This is a genomic window from Pseudomonas sp. NPDC008258 (assembly GCF_042956345.1).
GTDB lineage: Bacteria > Pseudomonadota > Gammaproteobacteria > Pseudomonadales > Pseudomonadaceae > Aquipseudomonas.
Genome location: NZ_JBIBGE010000040.1, coordinates 12,325 through 29,246 on the forward strand (window position 1 = coordinate 12,325; position 16,922 = coordinate 29,246).

The following is a 16,922-nucleotide window of genomic DNA, read 5'->3' on the forward strand; positions in this document are numbered from 1 at the left end:
CAAGCGGAGTACCACAGATGGCGTTCTTCACCGCAGCCAGCAAAGCCGACTTCCAGCATCAACTGCAAGCGGCCCTGGCGCAGCACATCAGCGAACAGTCCCTGCCACAAGTGACGCTGTTCGCCGAGCAGTTCTTCGGCATCATCTCTCTGGACGAACTCACCCAGCGCAGGCTTTCCGACCTGGCCGGCTGCACCCTGTCAGCCTGGCGCATCATCGAACGTTTCGACCCTGAATACCCGCAAGTACGGGTGTACAACCCCGATTACGAACGCAATGGCTGGCAGTCGACCCATACGGTGGTCGAAGTGCTGCACCACGACCTGCCGTTCCTGGTCGACTCGGTGCGCACCGAGCTCAACCGCCGCGGCTACAGCATCCACACCCTGCAAACCACCGTGCTCAGCGTACGCCGTGGCGCCAAGGGCGAGTTGCTGGAGCTGCTGCCCAAGGGGACCCAGGGCGAGGGTGTGCGCCACGAGTCGCTGATGTACCTGGAGATCGACCGTTGCGCCAATGCCGCCGAGCTGACCGTGCTGGCCCGCGAGATCGAGCAGGTGCTGGCCGAGGTGCGGGTAGCCGTCGCCGACTTCGAACCGATGAAAGCCAAGCTGCGCGAAGTGGTGGGGCAGGTGGAGCAGACCGCCTTCGGCCCTGCCCAGAACGAAAAGGGCGAGGTCAAGGCCTTCCTCGAATGGCTGCTGGACAACCACTTCACCTTCCTGGGCTATGAAGAGTTCACCGTCAAGGGCGACGCCGATGGCGGCCAGATGGTCTACGACGAGCAGTCGTTCCTCGGCCTGCCGCGCCGCCTGCGCGTGGGCCTTACGGCCGAAGAGCTGCGCATCGAAGACTACGCCGTGGCCTACCTCAACGAGCCGCTGCTGCTGTCGTTCGCCAAGGCCGCGCTGCCCAGCCGCGTACACCGCCCGGCCTACCCGGACTACGTGTCGATCCGCCAGCTTGACGCCGACGGCAAGGTCATCAAGGAACACCGCTTCATGGGCCTGTACACCTCGTCGGTGTATGGCGAAAGCGTGCATGCCATCCCCTATATCCGCGTGAAAGTGGCCGAAGTCGAGCGCCGCTCGGGCTTCGACCCCAAGGCTCACCTGGGCAAGGAACTGGCCCAGGTGCTGGAAGTGCTGCCCCGCGACGACCTGTTCCAGACGCCAATCGACGAGCTGTTCACCACCGTCATGGCAATCGTGCAGATCCAGGAGCGCAACAAGATTCGCGTGTTCCTGCGTAAGGATCCGTACGGCCGCTTCTGCTACTGCCTGGCCTACGTACCGCGGGAAATCTACTCCACCGAAGTGCGGCAGAAGATCCAGCAGGTACTCATGGAGCGCCTGAAGGCCAGCGATTGCGAGTTCTGGACCTTCTTCTCCGAATCGGTGCTGGCCCGTGTACAACTGATTCTGCGGGTAGACCCGAAAAACCGCATCGACATCGACCCGCAGCAGCTGGAGCGCGAAGTCATCCAGGCGTGCCGTTCGTGGCATGACGACTACTCGGCGCTGGTGGTGGAGAACTTCGGCGAAGCCCAGGGCACCAACATCCTTGCCGACTTCCCCAAAGGCTTCCCGGCCGGCTACCGTGAGCGCTTCGCTGCGCACTCGGCAGTGGTTGACCTGCAACATGTGCTGAACCTGTCGGAAAGCAAGCCGCTGGCGATGAGCTTCTACCAGCCGCTGACCCAGGTGGGCGAGCGCATCCTGCACTGCAAGCTGTACCACGCCGACACCCCTCTGGCGCTGTCCGATGTACTGCCGATCCTGGAAAACCTCGGCCTGCGCGTGCTGGGCGAGTTCCCCTACCGCCTGCGCCATGCCAGCGGCCGGGAGTACTGGATTCACGACTTCGCCTTTACCTACAGCGAAGGCCTGAGCCTGGATATCCAGCAGCTCAACGACACGCTGCAGGATGCTTTCATTCACATCGTGCGTGGCGATGCCGAGAACGACGCTTTCAACCGCCTGGTGCTCACCGCCGGCCTGCCATGGCGTGACGTGGCGCTGCTGCGCGCCTACGCCCGTTACCTGAAGCAGATCCGCCTGGGCTTCGACCTGGGTTACATCGCCAGCACCCTGAACAACCACACCGACATCGCCCGCGAGCTGACCCGGTTGTTCAAGACCCGCTTCTACCTGGCGCGCAAGCTCACCCAGGACGACCTGGATGACAAGCAGCTGCGCCTGGAACAAGCGATCCTGACCGCATTGGACGACGTGCAGGTACTCAACGAAGACCGCATCCTGCGGCGCTACCTGGACCTGATCAAGGCCACCCTGCGCACCAACTTCTACCAGCCGGACGCCAACGGCCAGAACAAGTCGTACTTCAGCTTCAAGTTCAACCCCAAGCTGATCCCCGAACTGCCCAAACCGGTGCCCAAGTTCGAAATCTTCGTCTATTCGCCGCGCGTCGAGGGCGTGCACCTGCGCTTTGGCAACGTTGCCCGTGGCGGCCTGCGCTGGTCTGATCGTGAAGAAGACTTCCGCACCGAAGTGCTGGGCCTGGTAAAAGCCCAGCAGGTGAAGAACTCGGTCATCGTACCGGTCGGCGCCAAGGGCGGTTTCCTGCCGCGCCGTCTGCCACTGGGCGGCAGCCGTGACGAGATCGCCGCCGAAGGCGTGGCGTGCTACCGCATCTTCATTTCCGGCCTGCTCGACATCACCGACAACCTGAAGGACGGTGGCGTGGTGCCGCCGGCCAACGTGGTGCGTCACGACGATGACGACCCGTACCTGGTAGTGGCGGCCGACAAGGGCACCGCAACCTTCTCCGACATCGCCAACGGCATTGCCATCGACTACGGCTTCTGGCTGGGCGACGCCTTTGCCTCGGGCGGCTCGGCCGGCTACGACCACAAGAAGATGGGCATTACCGCACGCGGCGCCTGGGTGGGCGTGCAGCGCCACTTCCGTGAGCGCGGCATCAACGTGCAGGAAGACCCGATTACCGTCATCGGCGTGGGCGACATGGCCGGCGACGTGTTCGGCAACGGCCTGCTGATGTCCGACAAGCTGCAACTGGTGGCGGCGTTCAACCACCTGCACATCTTCATCGACCCCAACCCGGAGCCTGCGTCCAGCTTTGCCGAGCGCAAGCGCCTGTTCGACCTGCCGCGTTCGGCCTGGAGCGATTACGACACCAGCATCATGTCTGAAGGCGGCGGCATCTTCCCCCGCAGTGCCAAAAGCATCGCCATCAGCCCGCAGATGAAAGAACGCTTCGCCATCGAAGCCGACCGGCTGACCCCCACCGAGCTGCTCAACGCGCTGCTCAAGGCCCCGGTGGACCTGCTGTGGAACGGCGGCATCGGTACCTACGTGAAGGCCAGCACGGAAAGCCACGCGGATGTCGGCGACAAGGCCAACGATGCGCTGCGGGTAAACGGCAACGAACTGCGCTGCAAGGTGGTGGGCGAGGGCGGCAACCTGGGCATGACCCAGCTCGGTCGGGTCGAGTTCGGCCTGAACGGCGGCGCCACCAACACCGACTTCATCGACAACGCCGGCGGCGTGGACTGTTCCGACCACGAGGTCAACATCAAGATCCTGCTCAATGAAGTGGTGCAGGGTGGCGACATGACCGAGAAGCAGCGCAACCAGCTGCTGGGCAGCATGACCGACGAAGTAGGCAACCTGGTGCTGGGCAACAACTACAAGCAGACCCAGGCGCTGTCGCTGGCAGCCCGCCGGGCCCGCGAGCGGATTGCCGAGTACAAGCGCCTGATGGCCGACCTGGAAGCCCGTGGCAAGCTGGACCGCGCCATCGAGTTCCTGCCTTCCGAAGAGCAACTGGTGGAACGCCTGGCCGCCGGCCAGGGCCTGACCCGCGCCGAGCTGTCGGTGCTGATCTCGTACAGCAAGATCGACCTCAAGGAGCAACTGCTCAAGTCGCTGGTGCCGGACGACGACTACCTGACCCGCGACATGGAAACTGCGTTCCCGCCGTCGCTGGTTAGCAAGTTCGCCGAGGCCATGCGCCGTCACCGTCTGAAACGCGAAATCGTCAGCACCCAGATCGCCAACGACCTGGTCAACAACATGGGCATCACCTTCGTCCAGCGCCTGAAGGAGTCGACTGGCATGAGCCCTGCCAACGTGGCCGGGGCCTATGTGATTGTGCGCGACATCTTCCACCTGCCGCACTGGTTCCGCCAGATCGAGGCCCTGGACTACCAGGTGCCGGCAGAAATCCAGCTCACCCTGATGGACGAGCTGATGCGCCTGGGCCGCCGTGCCACGCGCTGGTTCCTGCGTAGCCGCCGCAACGAGCAGGACGCCGGGCGTGACACCGCGCATTTCGGGCCGAAGATCGCGCAGCTGGGGCTCAAGCTCGATGAGCTGCTGGAAGGGCCGACCCGCGAACGCTGGATGGTGCGTTACCAAGGCTTCGTCGAAGCCGGTGTGCCAGAGCTGCTGGCGCGCATGGTGGCCGGTACCAGCCACCTGTACACCTTGCTGCCGATCATTGAAGCGGCCGACGTTACTGGCCATGACCCGGCGCAGGTGGCCAAGGCGTTCTTCGCCGTGGGCAGCTCGCTGGACCTGACCTGGTACTTGCAGGAAATCAGCAACCTGCCGGTGGAAAACAACTGGCAGGCGCTGGCCCGCGAAGCCTTCCGCGACGACATCGACCTGCAGCAGCGGGCAATCACCATTTCGGTACTGCAGATGGCCGATGCACCGGAAGACATGGACGCCCGCGTGGCGCTGTGGGCCGAGCAGCACCGGGTGATGGTGGAACGCTGGCGCGCCATGCTGGACGACCTGCGCAATGCCACAGGGACCGACTATGCGATGTACGCGGTGGCCAACCGCGAGCTAGTCGACCTGGCCATGAGCGGGCAGGCGGCGGTGGTGCCGTCCTGAGGCTCAAGTTGAAATGAAAAAGCCCCGGCAGCGATGCCGGGGCTTTTTTGTACTCCTGTGCTGGCCCCTTCGCGGGCATGCCCGCTCCCACAGGTATTGCGCAGGCCTCAAGGCTTGTGGAGTACCTGTGGGAGCGGGCGTGCCCGCGAAGAGGCCGGCGCAGGCTTACTTGAACCGCCGCTCCACCCCTTTCTCCACCAGGATCTTCGCCGAAATCTCTTCCACCGAAAAATGCGTGGAATTGATGTTGGGAATGTTCTCCCGGCGGAACAGGTTCTCCACCTCGCGCACTTCGAACTCGCACTGGGCAAAGCTGGCATAGCGGCTGTTGGGCTTGCGCTCATGGCGGATGGCGGTGAGGCGGTCGGGGTCGATGGTCAGGCCGAACAGCTTGCTGTGGTGCTTTTTCAGCACTGCCGGCAGTTGCAGGCGCTCCATGTCGTCTTCGGTCAGCGGATAGTTGGCAGCGCGGATGCCGAACTGCATCGCCATGTACAGGCAGGTAGGGGTCTTGCCGCAGCGTGATACACCCACCAGGATCAAGTCGGCCTTGTCGTAGTAATGGGTGCGTGCGCCGTCGTCGTTGTCCAGGGCGAAATTCACCGCCTCGATGCGTTCCATGTAGTTGGAATTGCCGCCAATCGAGTGCGATTTACCCACGGAATACGACGAATGGGCGGTCAATTCCTGCTCGAGCGGGGATAAAAACGAAGAAAAGATGTCGATCATGAAGCCGTTCGACGTTGCCAGGATCTCGCGAATGTCCTGGTTGACGATGGTGTCGAAGATGATCGGGCGTACCCCGTCACGCTCGGCCGCAGCGTTGATTTGCAGGACCATGGTCCGCGCTTTTTCCGGCGAATCGATGTACGGACGGGTGAATTTGTTGAACGGAATGCTCTCGAATTGCGCGAGCAAACTCTGGCCCAGGGTTTCGGCAGTGATACCGGTGCCGTCGGAGATGAAGAACGCGGTTCGTTTCATTTGCGATCTGGGCCTTAAGCTGATGAAGATTCTTGGATATGATAAGTTCGGTTTGCCGAATGCGGCTGTCGTCATTCTGCCACATTTGCAGAGCCTATTTTCCAGGTACAGGCCACAAACGCCCGGCCAAGTCACAGAAGACAGGCGGGCGCCTTTTTGAGCTTTTCCAACACAGTTAGTGGAGAGATCACCTTGGTAGAGTACGTAGTTTCCCTCGATAAGCTCGGCGTCCATGATGTGGAGCATGTGGGGGGCAAGAACGCATCCCTGGGCGAGATGATCAGTAACCTCGCAGGTGCCGGGGTGTCCGTGCCGGGCGGCTTTGCCACCACGGCGCAGGCGTACCGTGACTTCCTCGAGCAGAGTGGCCTGAACGACAAGATTCACGCCGCGCTCGACGCGCTGGACGTGGATGACATCAACGCCCTGACCAAGACCGGCGCGCAGATCCGCCAGTGGGTCATGGAAGCCGAATTCCCGGCACGTCTGGATTCGGAAATCCGAACCGCCTTTGCCGCCATGGCTGCCGGCAACGACAACATGGCCGTTGCCGTGCGCTCCTCGGCCACCGCCGAAGACCTGCCGGACGCCTCGTTCGCCGGCCAGCAGGAAACCTTCCTCAACATCCGTGGCGTCGACAACGTGATCCGCGCGGCCAAGGAAGTGTTCGCCTCGCTGTTCAACGACCGCGCCATCGCTTACCGCGTGCACCAGGGCTTCGACCACAAGCTGGTCGCCCTGTCTGCCGGTGTGCAGCGCATGGTCCGCTCCGAAACCGGCACCGCCGGCGTCATGTTCACCCTCGACACCGAGTCGGGCTTCCGCGACGTGGTGTTCATCACTGGCGCCTACGGCCTGGGCGAAACCGTGGTGCAGGGTGCGGTCAACCCTGACGAATTCTACGTGCACAAGAACACCCTGCAGGCCGGCCGCCCGGCCATCCTGCGCCGCAACCTGGGCAGCAAGGCCATCAAGATGGTCTACGGCGACGAAGCCAAGGCCGGCCGTTCGGTCAAGACCGTGGAAGTCGACCGTGCCGAGCGCGCGCGCTTCTGCCTGAGCGATGCCGAAGTCAGCGAGCTGGCCAAGCAGGCCATGATCATCGAGCAGCACTACCAGCGCCCGATGGACATCGAGTGGGCCAAAGACGGTGACGACGGCAAGCTGTACATCGTCCAGGCCCGCCCTGAAACGGTGAAAAGCCGCTCCAGCGCCAATGTCATGGAACGCTACCTGCTGAAGGAAAAGGGCACCGTGCTGGTCGAAGGCCGTGCCATCGGCCAGCGCATCGGCGCCGGCAAGGTCCGCGTGATCAATGACGTGTCCGAGATGGAGAAGGTGCAGCCGGGCGACGTGCTGGTCTCCGACATGACCGACCCAGACTGGGAGCCGGTGATGAAGCGCGCCAGCGCCATTGTCACCAACCGCGGCGGGCGTACCTGCCACGCGGCGATCATTGCCCGTGAGCTGGGCATCCCGGCCGTGGTCGGTTGCGGCAACGCCACCCAGGTGCTCAAGGACGGCCAGGGTGTGACGGTTTCCTGTGCCGAAGGCGACACTGGCTTCATCTTCGAAGGTGAGCTGGGCTTCGACATCAAGCAGAACTCGGTCGATGCCATGCCGGAACTGCCGTTCAAGATCATGATGAACGTCGGCAACCCGGACCGCGCCTTCGACTTCGCCCAGCTGCCCAACGCCGGTGTCGGCCTTGCGCGCCTGGAGTTCATCATCAACCGCATGATCGGCGTGCACCCCAAGGCGCTGCTGAACTACGCAGGCCTGCCACCGGAGCTCAAAGAGAGCGTCGACAAGCGCATCGCCGGCTACAACGACCCGGTCGGCTTCTACGTCGAGAAACTGGTCGAAGGTATCAGCACCCTGGCGGCGGCCTTCTACCCGAAAAAGGTCATCGTGCGCCTGTCGGACTTCAAGTCCAACGAGTACGCCAACCTGATCGGCGGCAAGCTGTACGAGCCGGAAGAAGAAAACCCGATGCTGGGCTTCCGCGGGGCTTCGCGCTACATCAGCGAATCGTTCCGTGACTGCTTCGAGCTCGAATGCCGTGCGCTGAAGCGCGTGCGCAACGAGATGGGCCTGACCAACGTCGAGATCATGGTGCCGTTCGTGCGCACCCTGGGCGAAGCCAGCCAGGTCGTCGACCTGCTTGCTGAAAACGGCCTGGCCCGCGGCGACAACGGCCTGCGCGTGATCATGATGTGCGAGCTGCCGTCCAACGCCATTCTGGCCGAAGAGTTCCTGGAGTACTTCGACGGCTTCTCGATCGGCTCCAACGACCTGACCCAGCTGACCCTGGGCCTGGACCGCGACTCGGGCATCATTGCCCACCTGTTCGACGAGCGTAACCCTGCGGTGAAAAAGCTGCTGGCCAACGCCATTGCCGCGTGCAACAAGGCCGGCAAGTACATCGGCATTTGCGGCCAGGGCCCATCGGACCACCCGGACCTGGCCAAGTGGCTGATGGAGCAAGGCATCGAAAGCGTGTCGCTGAACCCGGACTCGGTACTCGAAACCTGGTTCTTCCTGGCCGAGGGCCAGGGCGCAGCCTGACGCAGTAAAACGCGGGGGTACGTCTGGCGTACCCCCGCCTGGTTTTTTCCAGGGCGTGTTCCAGTGATGGTTCCCGCCCTTTTTTGTGCACCAAGCAACCTTATGCAAAGCAGCAGCATTCTATTCCCCGTGGCCTTGCTCAGTGCCGAGCGCCGCGGTGACCTCAGCGAAGACGTGTACCGGATCAAGGCTGGCAACGGCCCTGACCCCAGCGTCGAGCTGGCCATCACCCGTCTGGGGATGGCCGATCAGGGCCGTGCCCATGGTGTGCCGGTCATTCTTCTGCACGGCAGTTTTTCCAACCGGCGTTTCTGGTATTCGCCCAAAGGGGTAGGCCTGGGTGCCTACCTCGCCCGTGCCGGTTTTGACGTGTGGATCCCGGAAATGCGCGGCCACGGCCTGTCGCCGCGCAACCACGCCTGGCAGCACAACAGTGTGGCCGCGTATGCCCGTGATGACCTGCCGCTGATTGCTGCGTTCGTGCGCGAACAGTCGGGCCAGGCGCCGCACTGGATTGGCCATTCGCTGGGCGGCACCACGCTGGCGGCGGCGCTGGGGGGTGGTTTTCTGGCTGCCGACCAGGTGGCCAGTGTGGCGCTGTTCGGCACCCAGATCAGCCGCGTCTACTGGCCGTTGAAGGTACCCCCGCTGGTGTGGGGCGCAAAGCTGGTGCTCAAGCGCTGGGGGCAGATATCCGGGCCGCGCTTCAAGCGTGGCCCTGAGGATGAGCCGATTGGCCTGGCGCTGGAGAGCATGCGCTGGCATGGCTTGTTCGGGCGTTTTGGCGACAAGAAGAGCGACTGGTGGGCGGGGTTGGCAGAGGTGGATGTGCCGCTGCTGGCGGTGGCCGGCGCGGGCGACTTCCAGGACCCGGTGTGGGCCTGCCGCAAGCTGTTCGAGCAGTTGGGCGGCGAGCGCAAGCAGTTCCTGCGGCTGGGGCGTGAAGAAGGTTTCGATGCCTTCGGCCATGTTGACATGCTGGTGAGCAAGGCTGCGCAGGCGCAGGTGTGGCCGTTGGTGGAACGCTGGTTGCGTGACCCGTTGCTGCCGGTGCATGAATCTACGGTGGCGGTAGAGCCTTTGCCAGCCAGCTGACTTTGTTTTGGCAGTACCGGCCCTTTCGCGGGCGCGCCCGCTCCCACAGGGATTTCACAGCACTCGAGTCTTGCGATATCCCTGTGGGAGCGGGCATGCCCGCGAAAGGGCCGCAACAGGCTAAACACAAATGACTGCCCGGTCCCGGATGACTGCGACAGCCTCCAAGGTGTAGCCTTGGCCGATACCCGCTTTCGTTGTGACTGACAGGAGCTTCCCATGCAGCATTACGTAACGCCCGACCTGTGTGACGCCTACCCGGACCTGGTCCAGGTGCTGGAACCGATGTTCAGCAATTTCGGCGGCCGTGATTCGTTCGGCGGCCAGATCGTCACCATCAAGTGCTTCGAGGACAACTCGCTGGTCAAGGAGCAGGTCGAGCTCGATGGCAAGGGCAAGGTGCTGGTGGTCGATGGCGGTGGTTCGCTACGCCGTGCGCTGCTGGGCGACATGCTTGCCGAAAAGGCCGCTAAAAACGGCTGGGAAGGCCTGGTGATCTACGGCTGCGTGCGTGATGTCGACGTACTGATCCAGACCGACGTCGGCGTGCAGGCCCTGGCCAGCCATCCGATGAAGACCGACAAGCGCGGCATCGGCGACCTCAACGTGGTGGTGACCTTCGCCGGGGTGACCTTCCGCCCGGGTGAGTACGTGTATGCCGACAACAATGGCGTGCTGGTCTCGCCAAGCCCGCTGAAAATGCCGGAGTGATGCGCCGCACGCGCTGATGGAGCTTTGATGTTCGAGGAAGACAACGCGCAGTGGGGGCTGGTGCATGCCCTGGTGCTCGATGGTAAAGGCGGCGCACGCCCGATTGCCCGTACCGAACTGGACGACCTGCAGTTGCAACCGCAGCAAAGCCTTTGGCTGCACTGGGATCGAAGCCATCCGCAAACCCGCACCTGGCTGCTGCGTGACAGTGGCCTGAGCGAGTTCGCCTGCGAGTTGCTGCTGGAGGAGAACACCCGGCCCCGCCTGCTGCCCATGGCAGACGAACAGCTGTTGCTGTTCCTGCGCGGGGTCAACCTCAACCCGGGCGCAGAACCGGAAGACATGGTCTCGGTGCGCATCTTCGCCCAGGCGCAACGGGTGATCTCGTTGCGCCTGCGGCCGTTGCGCGCCAGTGACGAGATTCTCCAGCAGCTGGAACAGGGCAGGGGGCCTAAATCAGCCTCCGAGCTGTTGCTGCTGATGGGCGAGCTGTTGACCGAGAAGGTGCAGGGCCTGGTCAGCGACCTGTCTGAACTGGTCGACCTGGAAGAAGAAAAGGTCGAATCCGACGAGCGGTACACCCCGGAGAACGGCTGCCTGCAGCAGATCCGCCGTCGTGCCGCCGGCCTGCGCCGTTTCCTGGCCCCACAGCGGGAAATCTACGCCCAGCTTTCACGCAGTAAATGGAGCTGGTTTGCCGATGCCGATGCCGATTACTGGAACGAGCTGAACAACAGCCTGATTCGCTACCTCGAAGAGCTGGAACTGACCCGCGAGCGGGCAGCACTGGTGCTGGAAAGCGAAGACCGCCGGCGTAGCGAGCGGATGAACCGTACCATGTACCGCTTTGGCATCATCACCTGCATCTTTCTGCCCATGAGCTTCATCACCGGGCTGCTGGGCATCAATGTCGGCGGCATTCCGGGGGCGGATAACCCGTTGGGCTTCCTGTTCGCCTGCATCGTCGTGCTGGGGCTGGCTGTGGGGCAGTGGTGGTTGTTCCGTCGGTTGCGGTGGGTATAGGGATGTATTGCCTGCACTGGCCTCTTCGCGGGCTTGCCCGCTCCCACAGGTACGCCACAGCTTTCAGGGTGTGTGCAATTGCTGTGGGAGCGGGCAAGCCCGCGAAGAATCCAGTGAGCATGCATTTTGAAACATTCGTCCCAACAGGATGTGTGACCCGTTGCCCGGCCATCTCGTCTCTTGCTGACACTGCGCGAGGTGCCCATGCACGATCCGTTTGAAGAATCCCTGCGCGACCTGCTCAAGGCATCACCCTCCGGCAATGACCGGGACGACCGGGATGACGCTGCCTGCCTGGGTCGCGTGCTGAAAACCGCCAACCGTCAGGTGGGCGCGGGTGATCTGTTCAGCCTGCTTGGCCGCTGGAGCCAGGCGCTGCTGATCGCCGTCAACAATGGCTCGGCGCATGTCGCGCCGGTGCGTCGACACTCTTCCCGCAACGCTGCCAGTGGCAGCAAAGCAGATAAGGCCGATTGATTATGGAACTCGATCTCTGGACCCAGAGCCTGGTCACCGCGATGACCGCGCTCTGGACCAAGGTAGCGAACTTCATCCCCAACCTGTTCGGCGCGCTGGTCGTGGTGCTGCTCGGTTTCGTGGTGGCGAAGCTGCTCGATACGCTGCTGTCCAAGGTGCTGGCCAAGTTTGGCCTGGACCGCCTGATGGCCGGCACAGGTCTCACCAAGATGCTTGCCCGGGTCGGCATCCAGGTGCCGATCTCGACCTTGATCGGCAAGATTGTCTACTGGTTCGTGCTACTCATCTTCCTTGTCTCGGCAGCTGAGTCGCTGGGCCTGGAGCGGGTTTCGGCTACCCTCGACATGCTCGCCCTCTACCTGCCAAAGGTGTTTGGCGCGGCCTTGGTGCTGCTGGCCGGTGTGCTGCTGGCACAGGTGGCCAACGGCCTTGTGCGCGGCGCCGCCGAAGGCATCGGGCTGGAGTACTCGGCAGGCCTCGGGCGGATTACCCAAGGGCTGGTGATCATCATCAGCATTTCGGTGGCCATCAGCCAGCTCGAGGTGAAAACCGACCTGCTGAACCACGTGATCGTCATCGGGCTGATTACCGTTGGTCTGGCTGTTGCCTTGGCCATGGGCCTTGGCAGTCGTGAAATTGCCGGGCAGATCCTGGCCGGCATTTACGTGCGCGAGCTTTACCAGGTGGGCCAGCACGTGCGGATTGGAGAGGTCGAAGGCCAAATCGAGGAAATCGGCACGGTCAAGACAACGCTGCTGACCGATGATGGCGAACTGGTGTCGCTGTCCAATCGCGAACTGCTTGAGCAGCGTGTCAATAGCCGCTAACCGCACAAAAGCTGTTAATGTATGCCGCCGCGAAATTCGACCCACGGGGTCGCGCGGCGACATTGACCTGACTGTCGGCCAGATCCGTTTTGAATAAAGTTCATTCGCCGCCCATGCGTTATGACCCCCGCGAGCTCACCGACGAAGAGTTGGTGGCGCGTTCGCATGAGGAGCTGTACCACGTTACCCGCGCCTATGAGGAGCTCATGCGGCGCTACCAGCGGACCCTGTTCAACGTCTGTGCGCGTTATCTGGGGAACGACCGGGACGCGGACGATGTCTGTCAGGAAGTGATGCTGAAAGTGCTGTACGGCCTGAAGAACTTCGAGGGTAAATCCAAGTTCAAGACCTGGCTCTACAGCATCACCTACAACGAGTGCATTACCCAGTACCGCAAGGAGCGCCGTAAACGCCGGTTGATGGATGCCTTGAGTCTGGACCCTGTTGAAGAGGCGTCCGAAGACAAGACACCGAAGCCGGAAGAAAAAGGCGGGCTGGACAAATGGCTGGTGCATGTGAACCCGATAGACCGGGAAATCCTGGTGCTGCGTTTTGTCGCAGAGCTGGAATTTCAGGAAATTGCCGACATCATGCACATGGGCCTGAGCGCAACGAAAATGCGCTACAAGCGTGCGCTAGACAAGCTTCGTGAGAAATTTGCCGGCCTTGATGAAACTTAGTGGCGAGCAAATATCTCTAACGAATCGGCGAGTTCTGCTAGACTTGCCGTCGAGTTGTCCCCCGTGTTTGTGGTGGGACTGCTTAACTATCACCAGATGGGGATTTAACGGATGAAATTGAAAAACACCTTGGGCTTGGCCATTGGTTCGCTCGTAGCCGCCACTTCGATTGGCGCTATGGCACAAGGTCAAGGCGCCGTCGAGACCGAAGTTTTCTACAAGAAAGAATTCTTCGACAGCCAGCGCGACTTCAAGAACGACGGCAACCTGTTCGGCGGCTCGATCGGTTACTTCCTGACCGACGACGTTGAACTGCGTCTGGGCTACGACGAAGTGCACAACGCTCGTGGCGAAGACGGCAAGAACATCAAGGGCTCGAACACCGCCCTGGACGCCGTTTACCACTTCAACAACCCGTACGACGCTATCCGTCCGTACGTTTCCGCTGGTTTCTCGCACCAGTCGCTGGGCCAGACCGGCCGTGGCGGTCGTGACCACTCCACCTTCGCCAACGTTGGCGCTGGCGCCAAGTGGTACATCACCGACATGTTCTACGCCCGTGCCGGCGTTGAAGCTCAGTACAACATCGACCAGGGCGACACCGAGTGGGCTCCAAGCGTTGGTGTTGGCCTGAACTTCGGCGGTAGCCCGAAGCAAGCCGAAGCCGCTCCAGCTCCAGTTGCTGAAGTCTGCTCCGACTCCGACAACGACGGCGTGTGCGACAACGTCGACAAGTGCCCTGACACCCCGGCCAACGTTACCGTTGACGCCGATGGCTGCCCGGCTGTTGCCGAAGTCGTTCGCGTTGAGCTGGACGTCAAGTTCGACTTCGACAAGTCGGTCGTCAAGCCAAACAGCTACGGCGACATCAAGAACCTGGCTGACTTCATGAAGCAGTACCCACAAACCACCACCGTGGTTGAAGGTCACACTGACTCCGTGGGTCCGGACGCTTACAACCAGAAGCTGTCCGAGCGTCGTGCCAATGCCGTCAAGCAAGTGCTGACCAACCAGTACGGCGTAGAATCCAGCCGTGTTGAATCGGTTGGCTACGGCGAAACCCGTCCGGTTGCCGACAACGCCACCGAAGAAGGCCGTGCTGTCAACCGTCGCGTTGAAGCTCAGGTTGAAGCTCAGTCCAAGTAATTGGCCTGATGTTTCATGAAAAACCCGGCCTCGGCCGGGTTTTTCTTTGCCTGAAATCTGTGTTGCCAGAACAGGAAACAAATCATCCGGCAACGGCCACCAGGTCCTGAACAACCTGCTCCCCAACCACTTCTCCAATCACCAGCACTGCCGGGCTACGCAAGCTAAACGCCTGCGCATCTTCCACCATCCTCCCCACATCGCTCCTGCACTCTCGCTGCTGCGCCAACGAGGCATTCTCGATCATTGCCACCGGCATTCCCGCTGCCATACCGCCCTCCAGCAACCCCTGGCGAATCTGCTCCAGTCGCGCAACACCCATGTACACCACCAACGTCGTGCCTCCCTGGGCCAATGCCTCCCAGTTCAGCTCGCTGTCGTCCTGGGTGTGTGCCGTCACCAGGGTCACCCCTCGGCTCACCCCGCGAGATGTCAGCGAAATGCCGCATTGCGTGGCACCTGCCAGGCCCGCCGTGATGCCGTTGACCAGCTCCACCTCGATACCATGCCCCTGCAGCCACAACGCTTCTTCACCGCCGCGACCGAAAATGCACGGGTCGCCACCTTTGAGGCGTACCACGCAACGCCCTTGCCGGGCATGGCGCAACATCAGGCGCTGGATGAACGCCTGTGGCGTGGAGCGGCAGCCGCCACGCTTGCCCACGGCAATCACCCGGGCCTGCGGGCAATGCTCCAGCACCGCCGGGTTGACCAGGTCGTCGATCATCACCACTTCCGCTTGCTGCAAAGCACGCACGGCCTTGAGGGTGAGCAGTTCGGGGTCGCCAGGGCCTGCACCTACCAGCCACACTTTTGCATTCATCAGGTATTCCTCATTGGCAGGGTGCGCTCAGCCCTTGAGCAGGCTGAACAGGAGAATAAGGTTGAGCAGCAAGGACAGCAGGGCCAGGGTGCGCCACACCTTCAGCGGCTCGCGTTCCAGCAAGGGGCGGGGCCGGCCGGGCAGTTCCTGGCGGTCGCCGCGTTCGAGCAGCAGTAGCCAGTGCTCTGCGGTTTCGAAGCGTTGTGCCGGGTCGGCGGCCACCGCTTGCTGCAGGTTGTGTTGCAGCCATTCCGGCAGGTCGGGGCGGTAGCGGGCGGCGTTGACTGGCTGGCCGAAGCGCGGGCGCTGGAAGGCTTCCACCTCGCCATACGGGTAGTGCCCGGTCAGCAAGTGGTATAGCGTCACGCCCACGGCGTACAGGTCCTGGCGCGGGCTGGGCACTTGGCCATCGAACGCTTCCGGGGCAATGTATGAGGGCGTGCCGGGCACCTCGTGCAGCGGGTCTTCGGAAAGGCCGGGGCAGTAAGCCAGGCCGAAATCCAGCAGGCGCAGTTGGCCATCGCTGCCCAGGTGCAGGTTTTCTGGCTTGATGTCGCGGTGCAGCAGGTTGCGCCGGTGCAGCACGCCGACCGCCTGCAGTAGCTGCCGTGCCATTTCCAGCCACTGCGGCAGGGGCAACGGCCCCTGTTCGGCCAGCAGCGCCGCAAGGTTTTGCCCGGCGTATTCGCGCATCACGTAGTACAAGTGTTGCCGCTGGCTGGCCGCATGCAGCTCGGGGAAGTGCCGGCCCGCAACCCGGCGCAGGAACCACTCTTCGAGCAACAGCGCTTGCGCAGCCCCGGGTGTTTGCCCGCGTTCGGCAGGCAAGGTCTTGAGCAGCCAGGGTTGGCCCTGGCTGTCGCGCACCCGGTACAGCAGTGACTGGCGGCTTTGTGAAAGCAGGCTTTCGGCCCGCCAGTCATCAATCAGTTGCCCGTCGCGCAGCGCGCCGGGCACCGGCCACTGCTGCAATTGCGCCAGGGTATCGCCCAGGTTGGCGGTGCCCAGTTGTTCGACTTGCACCAGCAAGGCACTGGCGTTGTCCTGGCTGCCATTGAGGTGCGCGCTGGCAACCAGCGTGTCGACGGCCTGTTGCAAGTCGGTGTGCTCGCGCAGCACTGCCTGGATGTGCTGGTCGCCCAGGCTGGCCCAGACACCGTCGCTGAGCAGCAGGTAGCACTCGCCCGGCTTCAGTTCGCCCTCCAGGTAATCCACCAGCAGGTGCTGGTCCAGGCCCAATGCGCGTTTCAGCACATGCTGCATGCCCGGTTGATCCCATACATGGTCTTCGCTCAGGCACTGCAGCTGCCCGGCGTGCCAGCGGTACACCCGACAGTCACCGACATGCGCCAGGGTGAAGCGCTTGCCCCGCAGCACCAATGCGCTGAGGGTGGTCAACAACGGCTGGCCGCTGCCCTGGGCGCGCAGCCAGCGGTTCTGTGCCAGCAGCAGGCGGTCGAGGGCCTGGGCCACGCTCCAGGTGGCGGGGGTGGCGTAGTAGTCCAGGGCCAGTGCCTGCAAGCTGGCCCGTGCGGCCAGGCCACCATCGGCGCATTGGCTGACGCCATCGGCAAGGGCGAACAGGTAGCCCTTGCTGGCGGCGAGCTCCGGCGCTGGGGTAACCAGGCGCAGGGCATCCTGGTTTTCCTCGCGTGGCCCGGTGGCGCTGGCCTGGGCAAAGCTCAGTTGCAGGCTCATGGGTGTG

12 protein-coding genes are annotated in these 16,922 nt (G+C 62.7%); 9 read left to right on the top strand and 3 right to left on the bottom strand.

Translation table 11 applies throughout. The annotated features are described in order from the left end of the window. Positions 1–17 precede the first annotated feature (17 nt). Positions 18–4,883 carry an NAD-glutamate dehydrogenase domain-containing protein gene (locus ACFY9W_RS25170; protein WP_391136287.1) on the top strand — a complete coding sequence of 1,622 codons (4,866 nt, stop codon included), beginning with the start codon at positions 18–20 and terminating at the stop codon, positions 4,881–4,883. Between the two features lie 165 nt (positions 4,884–5,048). Here the strand turns inward: ACFY9W_RS25170 and ACFY9W_RS25175 are convergent, their stop codons facing one another. Continuing rightward, a complete protein-coding gene (locus ACFY9W_RS25175) occupies positions 5,049–5,867 on the bottom strand; it encodes a pyruvate, phosphate dikinase/phosphoenolpyruvate synthase regulator (RefSeq protein ID WP_391136290.1) in 819 nt (272 codons plus the stop codon). A gap of 192 nt (positions 5,868–6,059) precedes the next feature. Between ACFY9W_RS25175 and ppsA the strand changes: the two genes are divergently transcribed. The 8 genes from ppsA to ACFY9W_RS25215 all read left to right on the top strand — a co-directional run bounded on the left by ppsA (position 6,060) and on the right by ACFY9W_RS25215 (position 14,394). Next, positions 6,060–8,435, top strand: coding sequence for a phosphoenolpyruvate synthase (gene ppsA, locus ACFY9W_RS25180; protein ID WP_391136293.1), 2,376 nt, complete (start codon positions 6,060–6,062; stop codon positions 8,433–8,435). A 102-nt stretch (positions 8,436–8,537) separates the two neighbouring features. Then, the gene (locus ACFY9W_RS25185) at positions 8,538–9,530 is read left to right on the top strand and encodes an alpha/beta fold hydrolase (protein ID WP_391136296.1); all 993 of its coding nucleotides are present in this window, start codon (positions 8,538–8,540) and stop codon (positions 9,528–9,530) included. A gap of 219 nt (positions 9,531–9,749) precedes the next feature. After that, complete coding sequence (rraA, locus tag ACFY9W_RS25190; RefSeq protein WP_003248652.1) at positions 9,750–10,241, top strand: ribonuclease E activity regulator RraA; 492 nt, start codon at positions 9,750–9,752, stop codon at positions 10,239–10,241. Between the two features lie 27 nt (positions 10,242–10,268). After that, the gene (locus tag ACFY9W_RS25195) at positions 10,269–11,264 is read left to right on the top strand and encodes a CorA family divalent cation transporter (RefSeq protein WP_391136299.1); all 996 of its coding nucleotides are present in this window, start codon (positions 10,269–10,271) and stop codon (positions 11,262–11,264) included. Between the two features lie 204 nt (positions 11,265–11,468). After that, complete coding sequence (locus ACFY9W_RS25200) at positions 11,469–11,741, top strand: hypothetical protein (protein WP_051098885.1); 273 nt, start codon at positions 11,469–11,471, stop codon at positions 11,739–11,741. A gap of 2 nt (positions 11,742–11,743) precedes the next feature. Further along, positions 11,744–12,568, top strand: coding sequence for a mechanosensitive ion channel domain-containing protein (locus tag ACFY9W_RS25205; RefSeq protein WP_391136304.1), 825 nt, complete (start codon positions 11,744–11,746; stop codon positions 12,566–12,568). A 113-nt stretch (positions 12,569–12,681) separates the two neighbouring features. Then, positions 12,682–13,248 (top strand): RNA polymerase sigma factor SigX, encoded by a 567-nt coding sequence (sigX, locus tag ACFY9W_RS25210; RefSeq protein WP_346643868.1) that lies wholly within the window; start codon positions 12,682–12,684, stop codon positions 13,246–13,248. A gap of 111 nt (positions 13,249–13,359) precedes the next feature. Then, positions 13,360–14,394: an OmpA family protein gene (locus ACFY9W_RS25215; RefSeq protein ID WP_391136308.1), complete on the top strand. Its 1,035-nt coding sequence runs from the start codon at positions 13,360–13,362 to the stop codon at positions 14,392–14,394. A gap of 82 nt (positions 14,395–14,476) precedes the next feature. Here ACFY9W_RS25215 and cobA read toward each other — a convergent pair whose 3' ends face one another. Together cobA and ACFY9W_RS25225 are read right to left on the bottom strand one after the other, a co-directional pair. Further along, entirely contained in the window at positions 14,477–15,217 is a 741-nt protein-coding gene (gene cobA, locus ACFY9W_RS25220; RefSeq protein ID WP_391136311.1) for a uroporphyrinogen-III C-methyltransferase, read from the bottom strand. 27 nt (positions 15,218–15,244) lie between these two features. Continuing rightward, on the bottom strand, positions 15,245–16,915 hold the full coding sequence (locus tag ACFY9W_RS25225) for a protein kinase (protein WP_391136314.1): 1,671 nt from the start codon (positions 16,913–16,915) through the stop codon (positions 15,245–15,247). Between the last annotated feature and the right edge of the window lie 7 nt (positions 16,916–16,922).

Coding starts and splice junctions, on each gene's coding strand:
- ACFY9W_RS25170 (WP_391136287.1), top strand. CDS start 18: ATGGCGTTCTTCACCGCAGCCAGCAAAGCCGACTTCCAGCATCAACTG.
- ACFY9W_RS25225 (WP_391136314.1), bottom strand. CDS start 16,915: ATGAGCCTGCAACTGAGCTTTGCCCAGGCCAGCGCCACCGGGCCACGC.
- ACFY9W_RS25215 (WP_391136308.1), top strand. CDS start 13,360: ATGAAATTGAAAAACACCTTGGGCTTGGCCATTGGTTCGCTCGTAGCC.
- sigX (WP_346643868.1), top strand. CDS start 12,682: ATGCGTTATGACCCCCGCGAGCTCACCGACGAAGAGTTGGTGGCGCGT.
- ACFY9W_RS25185 (WP_391136296.1), top strand. CDS start 8,538: ATGCAAAGCAGCAGCATTCTATTCCCCGTGGCCTTGCTCAGTGCCGAG.
- ACFY9W_RS25175 (WP_391136290.1), bottom strand. CDS start 5,867: ATGAAACGAACCGCGTTCTTCATCTCCGACGGCACCGGTATCACTGCC.
- ACFY9W_RS25195 (WP_391136299.1), top strand. CDS start 10,269: ATGTTCGAGGAAGACAACGCGCAGTGGGGGCTGGTGCATGCCCTGGTG.
- rraA (WP_003248652.1), top strand. CDS start 9,750: ATGCAGCATTACGTAACGCCCGACCTGTGTGACGCCTACCCGGACCTG.
- cobA (WP_391136311.1), bottom strand. CDS start 15,217: ATGAATGCAAAAGTGTGGCTGGTAGGTGCAGGCCCTGGCGACCCCGAA.
- ACFY9W_RS25205 (WP_391136304.1), top strand. CDS start 11,744: ATGGAACTCGATCTCTGGACCCAGAGCCTGGTCACCGCGATGACCGCG.
- ACFY9W_RS25200 (WP_051098885.1), top strand. CDS start 11,469: ATGCACGATCCGTTTGAAGAATCCCTGCGCGACCTGCTCAAGGCATCA.